14 protein-coding genes are annotated in these 15139 nt (G+C 70.9%); 10 read left to right on the top strand and 4 right to left on the bottom strand.

What is annotated here, in order from left to right; translation table 11 throughout:
- Nucleotides 1-92: 92 nt before the first annotated feature.
- Nucleotides 93-1316 carry a hypothetical protein gene (locus Q1V88_RS10575; protein WP_300681152.1) on the top strand — a complete coding sequence of 408 codons (1224 nt, stop codon included), beginning with the start codon at nt 93-95 and terminating at the stop codon, nt 1314-1316.
- A 2-nt stretch (nt 1317-1318) separates the two neighbouring features.
- On the opposite strand, the gene Q1V88_RS10570 is transcribed toward Q1V88_RS10575, so the two are convergent.
- Entirely contained in the window at nt 1319-3079 is a 1761-nt protein-coding gene (locus Q1V88_RS10570; protein ID WP_300681151.1) for a bifunctional diguanylate cyclase/phosphodiesterase, read from the bottom strand.
- A 161-nt stretch (nt 3080-3240) separates the two neighbouring features.
- Between Q1V88_RS10570 and glmU the strand changes: the two genes are divergently transcribed.
- The 5 genes from glmU (at nt 3241) to Q1V88_RS10545 (ending at nt 8979) form a co-directional block, all read left to right on the top strand.
- The gene (gene glmU / locus Q1V88_RS10565) at nt 3241-4662 is read left to right on the top strand and encodes a bifunctional UDP-N-acetylglucosamine diphosphorylase/glucosamine-1-phosphate N-acetyltransferase GlmU (RefSeq protein ID WP_300681150.1); all 1422 of its coding nucleotides are present in this window, start codon (nt 3241-3243) and stop codon (nt 4660-4662) included.
- A 44-nt stretch (nt 4663-4706) separates the two neighbouring features.
- Nucleotides 4707-5696, top strand: a complete 990-nt coding sequence (locus tag Q1V88_RS10560; RefSeq protein WP_300681149.1) for a ribose-phosphate diphosphokinase — start codon at nt 4707-4709, stop codon at nt 5694-5696.
- Nucleotides 5697-5944: 248 nt separating this feature from the next.
- Complete coding sequence (locus Q1V88_RS10555; RefSeq protein ID WP_300681148.1) at nt 5945-6394, top strand: 50S ribosomal protein L25; 450 nt, start codon at nt 5945-5947, stop codon at nt 6392-6394.
- Between the two features lie 9 nt (nt 6395-6403).
- Nucleotides 6404-6985: an aminoacyl-tRNA hydrolase gene (gene pth, locus Q1V88_RS10550; RefSeq protein ID WP_300681147.1), complete on the top strand. Its 582-nt coding sequence runs from the start codon at nt 6404-6406 to the stop codon at nt 6983-6985.
- A 233-nt stretch (nt 6986-7218) separates the two neighbouring features.
- On the top strand, nt 7219-8979 hold the full coding sequence (locus tag Q1V88_RS10545) for an ATP-binding protein (RefSeq protein ID WP_300681146.1): 1761 nt from the start codon (nt 7219-7221) through the stop codon (nt 8977-8979).
- A gap of 29 nt (nt 8980-9008) precedes the next feature.
- On the opposite strand, the gene Q1V88_RS10540 is transcribed toward Q1V88_RS10545, so the two are convergent.
- Nucleotides 9009-9674 carry a sugar transferase gene (locus Q1V88_RS10540; RefSeq protein WP_300681145.1) on the bottom strand — a complete coding sequence of 222 codons (666 nt, stop codon included), beginning with the start codon at nt 9672-9674 and terminating at the stop codon, nt 9009-9011.
- 94 nt (nt 9675-9768) lie between these two features.
- The gene (locus tag Q1V88_RS10535; protein WP_300681144.1) at nt 9769-10479 is read right to left on the bottom strand and encodes a response regulator transcription factor; all 711 of its coding nucleotides are present in this window, start codon (nt 10477-10479) and stop codon (nt 9769-9771) included.
- Between the two features lie 383 nt (nt 10480-10862).
- Between Q1V88_RS10535 and Q1V88_RS10530 the strand changes: the two genes are divergently transcribed.
- The 3 genes from Q1V88_RS10530 (at nt 10863) to Q1V88_RS10520 (ending at nt 14017) form a co-directional block, all read left to right on the top strand.
- A complete protein-coding gene (locus tag Q1V88_RS10530) occupies nt 10863-11600 on the top strand; it encodes a LuxR C-terminal-related transcriptional regulator (RefSeq protein WP_300681143.1) in 738 nt (245 codons plus the stop codon).
- Nucleotides 11601-11714: 114 nt separating this feature from the next.
- Nucleotides 11715-12863: a glycosyltransferase gene (locus Q1V88_RS10525; RefSeq protein WP_300681142.1), complete on the top strand. Its 1149-nt coding sequence runs from the start codon at nt 11715-11717 to the stop codon at nt 12861-12863.
- Nucleotides 12860-14017 carry a glycosyltransferase family 4 protein gene (locus Q1V88_RS10520; protein WP_300681141.1) on the top strand — a complete coding sequence of 386 codons (1158 nt, stop codon included), beginning with the start codon at nt 12860-12862 and terminating at the stop codon, nt 14015-14017. The genes Q1V88_RS10525 and Q1V88_RS10520 overlap by 4 nt, the downstream gene beginning before the upstream one ends.
- Here the strand turns inward: Q1V88_RS10520 and Q1V88_RS10515 are convergent.
- Nucleotides 13982-14719, bottom strand: coding sequence for a hypothetical protein (locus Q1V88_RS10515; RefSeq protein WP_300681140.1), 738 nt, complete (start codon nt 14717-14719; stop codon nt 13982-13984). The genes Q1V88_RS10520 and Q1V88_RS10515 overlap by 36 nt on opposite strands.
- On the opposite strand from Q1V88_RS10515, the gene Q1V88_RS10510 reads away from it, so the two are divergent.
- The gene (locus Q1V88_RS10510) at nt 14706-15050 is read left to right on the top strand and encodes a hypothetical protein (protein WP_300681139.1); all 345 of its coding nucleotides are present in this window, start codon (nt 14706-14708) and stop codon (nt 15048-15050) included. The genes Q1V88_RS10515 and Q1V88_RS10510 overlap by 14 nt on opposite strands.
- Nucleotides 15051-15139: the final 89 nt, after the last annotated feature.

Below are 15139 nucleotides of genomic sequence, written 5' to 3'. Positions count from 1 at the left end.
CGCGGGGGAGGCCGTGGCCGATCTGTCTTCGCCGATCCCGGTCGCTGGGACATCGGTCCTCGGCCGGCCGTCCGAGCCCTAGCGTCCGCGGCATGGATCACCCTGTCTCGACCGCTCCCGTCTTCGATGAGCCCGGCATCACCCAGCCTCTGGCCGAGGCCCTCGGCGAGGCCGAGGCGCTGATCCGAACGGCGGCGAACATCACCACCGAGGCCGACCTGCTGGAGGGCTACTCCTACCTGGCGGGGCGGATCCGCGGCGCCGTCCAAGGCGTGTTCAGCCACGACCCTGGCAGGACCACGTTCATCAACGCCACCCACCAGTTCTCCCGCCAGGGACTGGACAACCCGGACGCGCTCTACTTCCAGGCGACCCTGAAGCCCGGCGAGACCTACGTCGTGCGGGGACGGCGCGGCACCACCGCCGACCTGTCGTTCCAGGTGATGTCGGGGCAGTACACCGCGGAGCGGAACCCGACCCCGCTGGCCGCCTTCGACGAGCGAGCGATCACGTTCGCCCCCGACGGCACCTACGCCCTCACCTTCGGCCCCGAGCTCCCGCCCGGCGTCGAGGCCCCGGCCGACTACGTCGTGATCGGCGACACCGCCAACTCCCTGATCGTGCGCGAGGTCTACAACGACTGGGACCGCGAGGAGCGCGGCACGATGTGGATCGAGTGCCCCGCCGAGCTCGGCAGGCCCGCCCCGGTCCTGACCCGCGAGCAGCTGGCCAAGAAGTACGCGTTCGCCGCGCGGGCGCTGACCGGCACGATCCGTACCTGGTTCGTCTTCCCCGACCTCTTCCAGAACAAGGTCCCGGTCAACACGCTGTCCACCCCGCAGAGCACGCCCGGCGGGCTCACCTCGCAGCGCTCCTCGGTGGGCCACTACGAGCTCGAGGACGACGAGGCCCTGGTGGTCACCGTGCCCGAGTGCGTGGAGTGCACCTATCAGGGGTTCCAGATCGGCTCGGACTGGTACCTGTCCACCGACTACGAGACCCACCAGACCAGCCTGACCAAGGCGCAGGCCCTCACCGACCCCGACGGCCGGATGCGGTTCGTCATCGCCCACGGCAACCCCGGCGTCGCGAACTGGCTCGAGACCCTGGGCCACCGCACCGGCTCCATCATGCTGCGCTGGCAGCAGCTCAGCCGCGACCTGGGTCCCGAGGACCAGCCGGTGGTCGAGCGGATCCGCCTGGCCGACCTGCCCCAGGTGCTGCCCTTCTACGAGCAGAACCAGGTCAGCCCGGCCCAGTACGCCGACCGGATCGCCGCCCGACAGCGCTCGGTCGCGCGCCGGATGCTGTCCTGAGGTCAGTGCGGCAGCGGGCGGCCGAACAGGTAGCCCTGCACCAGGTCGTAGCCGAGCCGGCGCAGCACCGCCGCCTGGTGGGCGGTCTCGACGTGCTCGGCGACCAGCTGCACGCCCAGGCTGCGCCCGATCGAGACGATCGCCTCCAGGATCGGGGCGTCGTAGGAGTCGGGCCTGATCGCCTGGATCAGTGACCCGTCGACCTTGATCAGGTCGATGGGCAGCGACTCCAGCCGGTGCAGGGAGGAGTAGCCCGCCCCGAAGTCGTCGATCGCGACATGGATGCCGAGCTTGCGCAGTCCGGTGATGTTCTCCAGGATCCGCGGATCGCCGTCGTCGAAGGCGCTCTCGGTGATCTCCGCGATCAGCCGGTCACCGGGCAGGGCCCAGCGCTCCAGCACCGCGGTGACCCGGTCGACGTAGGAGTCGCTGCGCAGCTCGTTGACCGAGATGTTGACCCCGATCCGGGCCCGCGGGCGCGGGGCGGAGGTGACGAGCCGCGCCGTCTCCTCCAGCACCCAGGCGCCCAGGGAGTGGATCGCCCCGGTGCGCTCGGCCTCCGGCACGAACCGGTCCGGTGGGATCAGACCCTTGGTCGGGTGCAGCCAGCGCACCAGCCCCTCGTAGGCCACCACCTCATCGGAGGAGAGCTGCACGATCGGCTGCAGATGCAGCACCAGCTGACCGTCGGCGATCGCGTTCTCCAGCTCGCTGGAGGAGCGCTCCGGGTCGCCGTGCACGACGGTCCGGTCCCGGCCGGTGCTCTTCGCCTCGTAGAGCGCGACGTCGGCGCGCGAGACCAGCATCGAGCCCGAGTCCCGGGCCAGTGCCGAGGCCACCCCGGAGGAGACCGTGATGCCGTACGGCGCCAGCGCCCGCAGATCGTCGGCCAGGTCGGCAGCACGTCCGAGCGACCAGCCCGGCAGCAGCAGCGCGAACTCGTCGCCGCCGTAGCGTGCCAGGGCGGCCGCCTCGGGCAGCACCCGCTCCCAGGCGCGGGCGCACGCGGTCAGCAGCCGGTCGCCCCGGGCGTGCCCGCCGTCGTCGTTGATCGCCTTGAAGTAGTCGACGTCGAGCACCACCAGGGCCAGCGGGCCGCCGTCGCGGCGGAACCGGGCCAGGTCGTCGTCGAGCCGGCGGTCGAACCCGCGCCGGTTCAGCAGCGCGGTCAGCGGGTCGACCTCGGCCTGGTTCGCCACCCGGGCCAGCCAGCCCACCACCGTGCCGACCACGAGGAAGGTGCCCTCGATCAGGACCAGGTTGCCGGTCACGTGCCGCACCGAGTCGCCCACCACCGCCAGCGAGACCGCACAGGCGCAGGCGCAGAAGACGATCTGGACCATCGCCTCGCGCAGCGAGAACAGGAAGATCGCGTCGATGATCACGAACAGGAAGATCGTCGCCATCGCCACCGAGGCGGCCCCGCCGCCGGCCAGGATCACCACCGAGGCGATCAGCACCGTGCCCAGGCTCACCGCCAGGTGATAGGTCAGCCGGGAGAACCGGTCGCCCCACGCGATGATGACCGCGCCGACGGTCAGCGCCAGACAGGCCACCGCCGCGATCGGGCCGCGGTCGACCTGGTCCCCGGCGAGCAGGATCGCGGCCAGCAGCACGATCGTCCCGCCGGCCAGGTAGAGGCCGCCGGTGGTGATCTGGAGGACCCGGTGGCCGCCCACCGACGGGGGTTCGTGCCAGGAGTGGGCGAGGTCCAGCGAGAACGTCGACTGCGCCGCCGACGACGTACCAGGCGCTGATCGCATGCGTGCACTCCTCCTCGAGACGCCCTCATCATGGGCCACGACGGCGCTGGGCGACACGGGTCTTTCGGGTGGTTTTTCCCGGACCGTCGGCGGGACGACCCGCCGACGCGGGCCGTGGCGGTGGTCGGGAGGCGCCGGGTGCCGGACCTAGAATCGGGGCTGTGACGAGTGAGCTGACTGTCGTTGTCCTGGCCGCCGGTGGTGGCACCCGGATGAAATCCCGGACGCCGAAGGTGCTGCACCCGGTCGGGGGACGGTCGATGATCGGCCACGTCCTGCGCGCCGTCGAGGAGCTCGCACCGCAGCGCGTCGTCGCCGTCGTGGGGCACCAGCGTGAGCTGGTCGGCCCGCACATCACCGACCTCGCCCCCGAGGTCGTGCTCGCCGTCCAGGAGGAGCAGCTCGGCACCGGCCACGCCGTCGCGGTCGGCCTCGGCGCCCTGCCTCAGGTCACCGGCACCGTCCTGGTCGCGTACGGCGACACCCCGCTGCTGCGCGGCGCCACCCTGTCGGCCCTGGTGGCCGACCACGAGTCCTCGGGTCGGGCCGTCACGGTGCTGACCGGTCAGGTCGACGCGCCCACCGGCTACGGCCGGATCGTCCGCGCCGTCACCGGCGAGGTCGCCGCGATCGTGGAGGAGAAGGACGCCACCGACGAGCAGCGCCGGATCACCGAGGTGAACTCGGGCATCTACGCCTTCTCCGCCGCCTTCCTCGCCGACGCCGTCACCCGGATCGGCAACACCAACGCCAGCGGCGAGTTCTACCTCACCGACGCCGTCGGGATGGCCGTCGCCGACGCGCTCGGTGCCGGTGCCTACGTCGTCGAGGACGCCGCCGAGATCGAGGGCGCCAACGACCGGGTCCAGCTCGCCGCCCTCGGCCGGGTGCTCAACGACCGGATCCTGACCGGCTGGATGCGTGCCGGCGTCACGGTGATCGACCCGCTGACCACCTGGATCGACGCCGATGTCGAGCTCGCCCCCGACGTCACCATCCTGCCGGGGGTGCAGCTCCACGGCGCCACCTCGATCGCCACCGGCGCGACCGTCGGACCCGACTCCACCCTGCGCGACACCGAGGTGGGGGAGGGCGCGACCGTCGTACGGGCGCACACCAACCTCGCCGTGATCGGTGCCGGCGCCGACGTCGGCCCGTTCTCCTACCTGCGCCCGGGCACCGTGCTCGGCGCGCACGGCAAGATCGGCGGCTTCGTCGAGACCAAGAACGCCGTCATCGGCGAGGGCTCCAAGGTGCCGCACCTGTCCTACGTCGGCGACGCCGAGATCGGGGAGTCGACCAACATCGGCGCCGGCACGATCTTCGCCAACTACGACGGCGTGAACAAGCACCACACCTCTGTCGGCTCCCACGTCACCAGCGGTTCGAACGTGACGTTCGTCGCACCCGTGACGGTCGGTGACGGAGCCGCGACGGGCGCCGGAACCGTGGTCCGCGGCGACGTTCCCCCGGGGGGACTGGCGTTGTCGGCAGGCCCGCAGCGTGTCGTCGAGGGCTGGGCGCAGGCCAAGCGGCCGGGCACGGCTCAGGCCGATGCGGCTGACCAGGCAGGCCCTCGATAGACTGCGGACACCGCAACCGCACCCATGCACCGAGGAGCGTTCACGTGACGGACGTGAAGAAGACCACCGAAAAACATCTGATGGTCTTCAGTGGCCGGGCCTATCCGGAGCTGGCGGCTGAGGTCGCCGAGATCCTCGATACGGACCTGGTGCCGAGCAACATCTTCGACTTCGCCAACGGCGAGACCTACGTCCGATTCGAGGAATCGGTCCGAGGCTGTGATGCCTTCGTCATCCAGAGCCACACCACGCCGATCAACAACTGGATCATGGAGCAGCTGATCATGGTCGACGCGCTCAAGCGCGCCTCGGCCAAGCGGATCACTGTCGTGATGCCGTTCTGGGGCTATAGCCGCCAGGACAAGAAGCACCGCGGCCGCGAGCCGATCTCGGCGCGACTGATCGCCGACCTCTTCAAGACCGCCGGTGCTGACCGCATCATCACCGTCGACCTGCACGCCGACCAGCTCCAGGGCTACTTCGACGGACCGGTCGACCACCTGATGGCGCTGCCGCTGCTGACGGACTACATCCTGAAGAAGTACGGCGACGGCCACCTCGGCGAGCTCGCCGTGGTCTCGCCCGACGCCGGTCGGATCAAGGTCGCCGAGAAGTGGGCCGCCCGCCTGGGCGGCGTACCGCTGGCCTTCATCCACAAGACCCGCCGCACCGACGTCGCCAACGAGGTCGTCGCCAACCGCGTCGTCGGCGAGGTCGCCGGCAAGGTCTGCGTCCTGACCGACGACATGATCGACACCGGTGGCACGATCGTGAAGGCCGCCGAGGCGCTGGTCGAGGCCGGTGCCTCCGGCGTCATCATCTGCGCCACCCACGCGATCCTCTCCGACCCCGCCGTGGACCGGCTGAAGAACAGCTCCGCGATCGAGGTGATCGTGACCAACACGCTCCCCATCCCGGCGGAGAAGAAGTTCGACAAGATGACCGAGCTCTCCGTCGGCCCGATGGTCGCGCGGGCGATCCGCGAGGTCTTCACCGACGGTTCGGTGACATCGATGTTCGAGGGCCAGGCCTGAGCCTCTGACGGCCGGTGGGCGTTCGCTGCGTTGCTCGACGCTCGCCGGCCGTCGGAGGACTCTCGATTGGGTTGACGATCCGCAGCACTTGTATGCTGCCCCTGTCGCTTTGGCGAGGGAGGATTGACTCCGTGATCGACTGGGCCGGCAGCTGTGTTGTGTGGCGCCGTGTGTCCTGTGGATGCGCGGCGTTTGTCGTCTCTCGACCGGATCGACACGATCCCGCCTGACCCACGCAAGGAGACATCATGTCCGAGAAGATCACCGCTGAGGCCCGCACCGAGTTCGGCAAGGGCGCCGCCCGCCGCACCCGCCGCGAGGGCAAGATCCCCGCCGTCGTCTACGCCGCCGGTGGCGACGCCACCCACATCAACCTGCCCGGCCACGTCACCACGATGGCGCTGCGCAACCACGGCGTGCACGCCGTGCTCGAGCTCGACATCGACGGCAAGGCCCAGTTCGTCAAGACCCAGCAGGTCCAGGTCGACCCGCTCAAGCGCGTCATCGAGCACATCGACTTCCTGGCCATCGACGCCAAGGACGTCAAGGCGGTCGAGGCCGAGGTCGAGGCCGAGGAGGCCGCCGAGGAGGCTGCTCACGCTGCCGCCGCCGAGGCCGCGTCGCACGAGACGCACGAGGACGACGCTGCGCTCGAGGCCCCCGCCGCTGAGGCCACCGAGGCCACCGAGGCCGAGTGATCCACGCCGATGAGTGACGACGTCTGGCTGGTCGTCGGCCTGGGTAACCCCGGTCCGGCGTACGCAGGCAACCGTCACAACATCGGCTACATGGTCAACGACGAGTTGGCCTCCCGGCTGCGCGGCTCCTGGAAGTCGAACAAGGCCGGGCGCTCTGACACAGTCGAGGGCCGCCTGACGATGGGCGGCCCTCGCGTCATCCTGTGCCGACCGCGTTCCTTCATGAACGAGGTCGGCGGGCCGGTCAAGGCGACCGCCCAGTTCTTCAAGGTCGCACCCGAGCGCATGATCGTGATCCACGACGAGCTCGACATCGACTTCGACACCATGCGCCTCAAGTACGGCGGCGGCGACAACGGCCACAACGGGCTGAAGTCCATCCGCGGCTCGCTGGGCACCGGCGACTTCTACCGGGTCCGGGTCGGCATCGGCCGCCCGCCGGGTCGCCAGGACGTCGCCGACTTCGTGCTCGGCAACTACTCCACCGCCGAGCGCAAGGTGCTGCCGTTCCAGGTCGACACCGCCGCCGACGCGATCGAGTGCCTGATCGACGAGGGTCTGGACAAGGCCCAGTCCCGGTTCAACTCCTAGCCCGAACCGGGGCTCGACTCGTGGGGCGACGCGGGTCCCGGTCCTAGACCGGTCTAGCCCCAGGACTTCTCCGTGCGCCCGAGCGACCCCGATACTGGGCGTCCTTCGCCCTGCGTGTCACAGTAGAGGTCTCGTGTGGGGCGAGATATCTCTGGGGGAGTGGCATGCGGGACGATGCGGATTCGGGACCTGTCGAGAGCGCTGTCGGCACGCAGGCGATCCCCTTCGAGCCGGTGCCGACGCGGTCCCACTTCGAGAGCGTCCAGCTCAACCATCGGGCGCGGGCCGTGCCGATCGGCGACGAGCGGGCGCGGGCCGAGGTGCACGACACCCTCGACGACCTCGCCGGCCTGGTCGGCTTCCGGGTCGCCGCGCTGTCGGTGGTGCGTGACGACGGCTTCCTCCAGGTCGCCGTCGCTGTCGGGACGCCGCTCAACGACGACGACATCGACCGGATGGCGGTGCCGCCGGAGGTCTGGCCGAACCTGTTCAGCAACGGCGAGATCCACGGCCGCTGGCACCTGATCCGCGGAGCCCAGGGCACCCCGGTCGCCCCGGAGTACGCCTGGGTGCCCGACATCCCCGAGGACCCCGACCCGCAGGCCTGGCATCCGCTGGACACGCTCAACTACCCGGTGCGACACGACGGCGGCGACATCGTCGCGGTGCTCAGCGTCGACGTCCCGGTCTCGGGTCGCGTGCCGGTCGGGCCGGAGTGGGTCCGGCTCGACGAGCTCGGCCGGTTCGCCTCCCGCACCATCCTCGCCGTCCTGGAGCGCGAGCGGCAGGCCGAGCGGGCCCGGCTCGCCGAGGCCGCCCGCACCGTGCTGCGCCGTGCCTCCGGGGAGCTGCCGCCCGCCGAGGCGCTGAGCCGCGCCCGACGCAGCATCGAGATCGGGCTCAGTGCCGACGTAGTCCGCTACCACCTCTTCGAGGACTGGGACCGGACCGGCGAGGAGTCCCTGATCTCGCTGGGCGAGGACGCCCTGATCGCCGCCTGGCAGGCCGGCGGAGCCCCGGTCGAGCTCACCGCCGCAGACCCCGACAGCCTCCGCGCCGCCACCCGCAGCGACCTCGGGGCCGTGCAGGCCCAACGGCTGCTGGAGGAGATGGGTGCCCTCAACGCGATGCTCGTCCCGGTCGGCGCCGGAGCCGAGTGCTACGGCGGGCTCACCGTCGCCCGGACCACGCAGCGCTCGCCGTGGAGCGAGATCGAGGCCCGCGCCGTCGCCGACATCGCCCGCGACCTGGGGCGCAGCATCGCCGCGTTCCGCACCCAGGAGCGCGAGCACCAGCTCGTCATCGACCTGCAGCGGATCGCCGACTACAAGTCGCGCCTGGTCGCCACCGTCTCCCATGACCTGGTCAGCCCGATCAGCGCGATCCGGCTCCACCTCGACATGCTGGAGCAGACCGGTGCCGACGCCGAGCTGGTGCCGCATGCCGTCCAGGTGATGAAGCGCGCCACCCAGGAGCTGCTCTACAGCGTCGAGGGGCTGCTCGCGCTCTACCGGGCCGACGCCGCCAGGATGCCGCGCGAGCGGGTCGACCTGACCACCCTCCTGCGGTACGCCGTCGACGTACACCGTCCGCTCGCCGAGCAGGCCGGACTGGCGCTGATCGACGAGTCCCACGGCGCCGAGCCCACCATGATCGCCGGGAACCGGGCCGAGCTCGGCCGGGTGCTGGCCAACCTGATCGGCAACGCGGTCAAGTACACCGTCTCCGGCTCGGTCAAGGTCGCGGTCTTGCGCGAGGAGGGCTGGGCGGTCTTCTCCTGCCGCGACACCGGCGTCGGGATGAGCCCCGAGGACCAGGAGCGGATCTTCGAGGAGTTCTTCCGCTCCGCCGACCCGCAGGTGCGCAACCTGCCCGGCACCGGCCTCGGGATGGCGATCGTCGCCCGGATCGTCGAGGCCCACGGTGGCACCGTCACGATCGACTCCGAGCCGGGGCGCGGCACCCGGGTCCAGGTGCGGCTGCCGCTGGGCTGAGCCTGCCCCGACGTCCGGGCAGCAGTGGCCTAGTACGCCCCGCGCCCGCCCAGGACGGCGGGCACGGTGCGTGCCAGGATCGCGAGGTCGCGACGCAGCGACCAGGTCTCGACGTACAGCTGGTCCAGGCGTCCCGCCTCGGTCCAGGTCAGGTCGGCGCGGCCCGAGACCTGCCACAGGCCGGTCAGCCCGGGCCGCACCGCGAACCGGGCGCGGGCCTGGGGGGAGTAGAGCACCAGCTCGTGCGGCAGCGGCGGGCGCGGACCGATCAGCGCCATCTGACCGCCGAGCACGTTGAACAGCTGCGGCAGCTCGTCGAGGGAGGTGCGGCGCAGGATCCGGCCGGCGCGGGTGATCCGGTCGTCGGTGCGCTGCTTGACCGGCTCGACGCCGTCCACCAGCGCGGCGTAGGCACGGTCCGCGCCGACGTACATGGTGCGCAGCTTCAGCACCGTGAAGGGGACGCCGTCACGACCGACGCGGGTCTGCCGGTAGAGCACCGGGCCACGGGAGTCGAGCTTGATCCACAACGCGAGGACGATCAGCAGCGGCAGCACCACGAGCATGCCGAGAGCGGCTGCGGACCACTCCCAGGTCGCCTTGACCGTACGGCTCAGGCGGGCAGGCGCCACCGTGATCGCCGCCGGCCGGACCACCACCAGCGGTGTCGGTGGTGTCGCTGTCTGCAGAGCCATCGTTCTCCCCACTCATCGCTCGGCTGTGCGCCCAACGTAAGCGGGGGAGAACGCCCTCAGCATGCCGCAATTAAGGGAAGAACTCAGCGAGTTCTCAGTCCTGCGGCGCGCGCCACCCGACCTGGTGGGCCAGGCCGACGGCAGCGAGCTGGGAGGAGACCTCCAGCTTGGCCAGGATCGACTTCACCTGGGTCCGCACCGTCGCCTCGGAGACCACACTGGCCATCGCGATCTCGTGCACCGTGCGCCCGAGCATCAGCTCGCCGAGGACCTGGGTCTCACGCGGGGTGAGCAGGGCCAGACGGTCCCGGATCGAGGCCTGGGCCGAGCGCTGCTCCGAGGCGTGCGTGAGCATCGACTCCAGCTCCTGGTGGGTGATCACCGGCAGCCCCTGGAGGAGCCGGCGCACCACGCCGAGGATCTCGTTGAGCGGGCGCGACTTGGGCAGCACCGTCCGGGCACCCTGGCGCAGCGCCTCGCCCCAGCGGGCCTTGTCCGAGGACGCGGTCACGACGACGACGTTGATCCCGGCCTTGGCCAGCGGACCGATCAGGCGTACGCCGTCACCGAACGAGCCCAGGTCGAGGTCGAGCAGCACGATCTTGGGTTGCACCCGGGTGATGGCCGAGACGAGTCCTCCCGCCGAGCTGGCGCTCTCGGGTATCTCCGCCCGCCGGACGTCGTACCCCTCGACGGTGAGGACCAGGTCGAGGGACTCACCGAAGAGCAGGTGGTCGTCCACGATCATGATCCGGAGCTGTCCGCGCGCGTTCGTCTTGCGCGCGACGTGCGGTGTTTCAGTCATGCTGCCCGCCAATGCCATGTGAAGCCTCCGAGATGATTCGGACGGCCCCGCAGCGCCGTCGCCTTCCTATGGTTTGAAGACCGGTGACGCAGAATCAACATCTGTGCCACAGGCTCCCTCATCTTGGGGACGGCCCGAGCGTTCCGCTATGACGGGATTGTGTGCCGATTTTGCCTTCGGCGGTAGAGGCGGAGCCGAAACGGTCCTCGCGACGGCGCGTCCAGGCCCGACTCTGGGGTCCCGTGGTCGGCGTCCCCAATACTGGGTGGCCGGTCCCTCTCCTGCCCCGTTCGCCCCGATCCCGTCCTGACCATGACGGGGTACGTGAGCGCCGGGGCAGCGTGCCCCGACGTGACGATGACAATCGCGATGGGGAGTCGAGCGTGAGCAACCAAGCTGCGAGCGGCGAGGGCGGGATCGGGCCTGCACTTGAGGTACTCGTTGCCTCGGACCAGGCTCTGGTGGGGGAAGCAGTCCGTGCTGCACTGATGGATCGAGGGTTCACCGTCGCGGCAGTGCCGTGGCGTGGACGGGCCCGTCCGGTGCTGCCACTGCCACGGCGAGGCACCTCCCGGGTGCCCCGGGTGGGGCTGATGGTCTGCTCCCTGGACCGCTGGTCGTTGCTCTACGAAGCACGGACGGTGATGACGCAGGTGGACGTGCCGTGGGCGGTGATCACCGACGCGGCACCCGGCCCGGCCTGGGGTGGGCTGCTGGTCGGCGGCGCCGAGCTGGTGCTGCCCGGCGCGATCGGCCTCGACGAGGTCGTCGATCAGCTCAACCGGATGGGGGAGAACCGGTCGGTGATGCCCCGCGAGCAGTGGGCCAGCGCCGTCTCGGAGTGGCTGGACTCCGCCGCGGACCGGGAGAGCAACGCCGCCCGGATCGCTCGGCTGAGCACCGGACAGCGCCGCGTCCTGGAGCTGCTGCACCTGGGCATCCCGGTCGCCGAGATCGCCCTGCGGCTGGGAGTGGCCCCCTCCACGGTCCGCTCCCAGGTCAAGGAGGTGCTGCGCCGGCTGGAGGTCGGCAGCCAGCTCGCGGCGGTCGCGGCCTACGAGGTGGACCGCACCGGCCCCGGCCTGCAGGACGGACGCCACCACCGTCCCCCAAATGCGTGAATCCCTTGATCCACGGGCGATCCGGCGCGTGAGCCGCTGTCGTATGGGCGACATCAGCCAACGCAACCAGCGGGAGGGACCGTGGCGATGAGGGCCGCACGCAGGACTGTTCGGATGCTCGGCACGCGCGGCGTGCCGGCTGCCCACGGCGGGTTCGAGACCGCCGTGGAGAACATCGGCCTCGAGCTCGTCGCACGCGGCTGGAAGGTGGTCGTCTACTGCCAGGACGACGATCCCGAGGCCCGGACACGGACCGACGAGTGGAAGGGCATCGAGCGGGTCTGGCTGCCGGCACGCTACGACGGTGCCAAGGGCACGATGTGGTTCGACGCCCAGGCGATCGCGCACGCCGCCCGGCACCGCGACCTGTGCGTCACCTTCGGCTACAACACCGCGATGCTCAACCTGCTGCTCCGGCTGCGGCGGGTGCCGCAGGTGATCAACATGGACGGCATCGAGTGGAAGCGCCGCGGCTGGACCGGCCTCCAGCGGATCTTCCTGTACGCCCAGGAGCGGGCCGGCTGCTGGCTGGGCAACGAGCTGATCGCCGACCACCCGGTGATCGCCGACCACCTCGCCACCCGGGTCTCGCGGGACAAGATCGTCACCATCGCCTACGGGGCGCCCTCGGTGCGTGACGCCCCGAGGCTGGCGCTCGACGAGCTCGGCCTGACCCCGGGCGGCTACCTCACCCTGGTCGCCCGGCCGGTGCCGGAGAACAGCATCCTGGAGATGGTGCGCGCCTTCTCCTCACGCCGGTGGGGCAAGCGGCTGGTCGTCGTCGGCACGTACGACGCCTCCGACCCGTACCACCGCCAGGTGCTCGACGCCGCCAGCGACGAGGTCGACTTCGTCGGGGCGATCTACGACCCGGACCGGCTGCAGGCCCTGCGCTACCACTCGCTGGCCTACCTGCACGGCCACACCGTCGGCGGCACCAACCCGTCGCTGGTCGAGGCGCTGGGCTGCGCCAACCCGGTGATCGCGCACGACAACCCGTACAACCGCTGGGTGGCCGGCACCGCGGCGCTCTACGTCCGCGACGAGGTCTCGATCGTGACGGCCCTGGAGCGGGTGATCGGCGACCCGATCCTGGCCATGCAGATGTCGGCAGCGGCCCGGATCCGGCACACCGAGGAGTTCAGCTGGAGTCGGATCACCGACCAGTACGAGGGGCTGTTCGAGCGGCTCGCCCCACGGCGCCGCTCGGTGTGGCAGTCCGCTGGCCGGCGTACGGATGCCGAGCGGGCGCTGGTCGGATGAGCACCCTGCTGGTGGCCCACCCCTCCGCCGAGCTCTACGGGTCGGACCGGCAGCTGGCCGAGACGGTCGCGGGCGCCGTCGAGCGTGGCTGGGACGTGGTCGTCGTGCTGCCCTCGACCGGAGCCCTGGTCGCGGTGCTGGAGGAGGCCGGCGCCCAGGTGCGGGTGCTGCCCACCCCGGTGCTGCGCCACGCCGTGCTCAGCCCGCGGGGAGCGGTCGGGCTCGCGCTCGCGCTGCCCGGCTTCGTGCGTCGCGCGATCGGCGTGATCCGCGAGGTGCAGCCCGACGAGGTGCTGGTCAACACCGTCACCATCCCGTGGTGGCTCGCCGTCGCTCGCTCGCAGGGCCGGTCCACGGTCTGTCACGTGCACGAGGCCGAGGACGCGGTGCCGCGCTGGGTCCGGTTCGGGCTGGCGCTGCCGCTGCTGCTCGCCGACCGGGTGGTGGCCAACTCGCAGAGCTCCCAGGACGTGCTGGTCCGGGCGATGCGTCCGCTGCGCCGCCGGGCGCGGGTGGTCTACAACGGGGTGCCCGCGCCGGAGCGGGTGACGCCGCCGCGTCGTCGCCGGGCCGAGGACCCGCTCGAGGTGGTCCTGGTCGGGCGGCTCTCGCCGCGCAAGGGCACCGACGTCGCCCTGGAGGCGGTCTCGCTGCTGCGGGCCCGGGGGACCGATGCCCGGCTTCGGCTGTGCGGCTCGGTCTTCGAGGGCTACGAGTGGTTCGAGGACGAGCTCCGGACCCGTGCCGCCGAGCCCGATCTGGCCGGCGCGGTCGAGTTCTGCGGCTACGTCGAGGACCCGGCCGCGGTGGTCGCCGCCGCCGACGCGGTGCTGGTGCCCTCGCGGATGGAGCCGTTCGGCAACACCGCCGTCGAGGCGCTGCTGGCCGAACGGCCCCTGGTCGCCTCCCGGGTGCAGGGCCTGGCCGAGATCGTGGAGGACCACGTCACCGGACTCCTGGTGGAGCCCGGTGACGCGGCGCTGCTGGCGCAGGGCCTCCAGGTGCTGGCCCAGGACCCCGACGCGGCGGCTCGGATGGCGAGCCGGGGACGGCACGACGCCGAGCGCCGGTTCTCCCTGGACCGCTACCGCGAGGAGATGGCCGAGGTGCTGGCCGGGTCAGCCGCGGCTCAGCGCCACCGAGGTGCCGCTTGAGACCCAGGCGTTCCCGGTCGCGACGACCGTGGTGGTCGCGGGCCTGATGATGGCGCAGTTCGCCACCCGCTGGTGACCGCCGAAGCGGTTGTTGGTGATGGTGACGCCCTGGAGCGGGCCGCCGCCCTTCTCCGACAGGTTGATCGTGCACCCGCCGCCGTCGGCCATGTTCTTGGTGATGGTCAGCTGTGACACGGCACCGCTGTCCTGGGTGACCTGGATGCCGGAGTTGTAGGCACCGGAGTAGTTGTTCCCGCGGATCGTGATCCGGGCTCCCTTGACGATCTGGATGCTGTCGTCGTGGGACGGCTTGCCGCCCCAGTTCGGGTCGTTGAGGAAGTGCGTGTTGTCGTGCAGCCAGGAGTCCTGGACCACTACGTCGTTGCCGTAGATGTGCACCGAGTCGACCACGCCGTGGATGTTGGCGCGGGTCAGGGTGAAGCCCGAGCCCATCACGCCGTTGTAGTTCGGCGAGGTGACGGTCGGGGCGATCTCGACGTCGGAGATGGTCAGGCCGGTGGAATAGCTCTGGATCCCGGCGGTGTAGCCACCGCTGCGGAATCGGATGATGCTGTCCTTGATCGTGACGTTGGGGGCGTTGACCTTGATCGCGCCGTGCACGTCCAGGCCGCTGATCACGGCGCCGGCGGTGGTGACGTTGATGTCGCCCTCGTGCACGGTCAGCTTGGTGGAGGCGGGCACGCCGGTCGACGAGGAGGAGGGGGAGGTGCTCGTCGTGGGGGTGCTGCTCGCGGTGCTGCTCGGTGCGCTGCTCGCGGGGGTGCTCGTGCCGGCACGCGGGGCTGCCCAGGCGGGCCGGGTGCGGGTGCTCGAGCTGGTCATCGACTTCGTCGTCGAGGTGACGCTGGTCGTGCTGGTGGTGCTGCCACCGGTGGTGGCGAACGCGCTCGTCGTGGCAGGTACGAGGGCCATCAGGCCCAGCACGCTGAGCGCGGCGATGCCGGCGGTCCGGCGGGGGAAGGGGCGGGCAGTGCCCTGGGGTCTCGGCAACAGCAAGGTGCTGGCTCCTTGAAATCGGGTATATCTACGCATCGTTCGTGACGCGGACGTCACGCTAGGTGTCTTATCTGCGGCCGCAAAATTTTTCTGAGCAGAATTTCG

Origin of the sequence: Nocardioides sp. (assembly GCF_030150155.1) — a bacterium.
Lineage (GTDB): Bacteria > Actinomycetota > Actinomycetes > Propionibacteriales > Nocardioidaceae > Nocardioides.
The sequence above is the reverse complement of the archived record's forward strand: the minus strand, read 5'-3'. Positions and strand labels throughout refer to the sequence as shown.

What these genes read in the sequence shown, in the direction of transcription:
- Q1V88_RS10575 (WP_300681152.1), top strand. Translation starts at nt 93, where the DNA reads ATGGATCACCCTGTCTCGACCGCTCCCGTCTTCGATGAGCCCGGCATC.
- Q1V88_RS10570 (WP_300681151.1), bottom strand. Translation starts at nt 3,079, where the DNA reads ATGCGATCAGCGCCTGGTACGTCGTCGGCGGCGCAGTCGACGTTCTCG.
- Q1V88_RS10555 (WP_300681148.1), top strand. Translation starts at nt 5,945, where the DNA reads ATGTCCGAGAAGATCACCGCTGAGGCCCGCACCGAGTTCGGCAAGGGC.
- pth (WP_300681147.1), top strand. Translation starts at nt 6,404, where the DNA reads ATGAGTGACGACGTCTGGCTGGTCGTCGGCCTGGGTAACCCCGGTCCG.
- Q1V88_RS10540 (WP_300681145.1), bottom strand. Translation starts at nt 9,674, where the DNA reads ATGGCTCTGCAGACAGCGACACCACCGACACCGCTGGTGGTGGTCCGG.
- Q1V88_RS10535 (WP_300681144.1), bottom strand. Translation starts at nt 10,479, where the DNA reads ATGACTGAAACACCGCACGTCGCGCGCAAGACGAACGCGCGCGGACAG.
- Q1V88_RS10525 (WP_300681142.1), top strand. Translation starts at nt 11,715, where the DNA reads ATGCTCGGCACGCGCGGCGTGCCGGCTGCCCACGGCGGGTTCGAGACC.
- Q1V88_RS10520 (WP_300681141.1), top strand. Translation starts at nt 12,860, where the DNA reads ATGAGCACCCTGCTGGTGGCCCACCCCTCCGCCGAGCTCTACGGGTCG.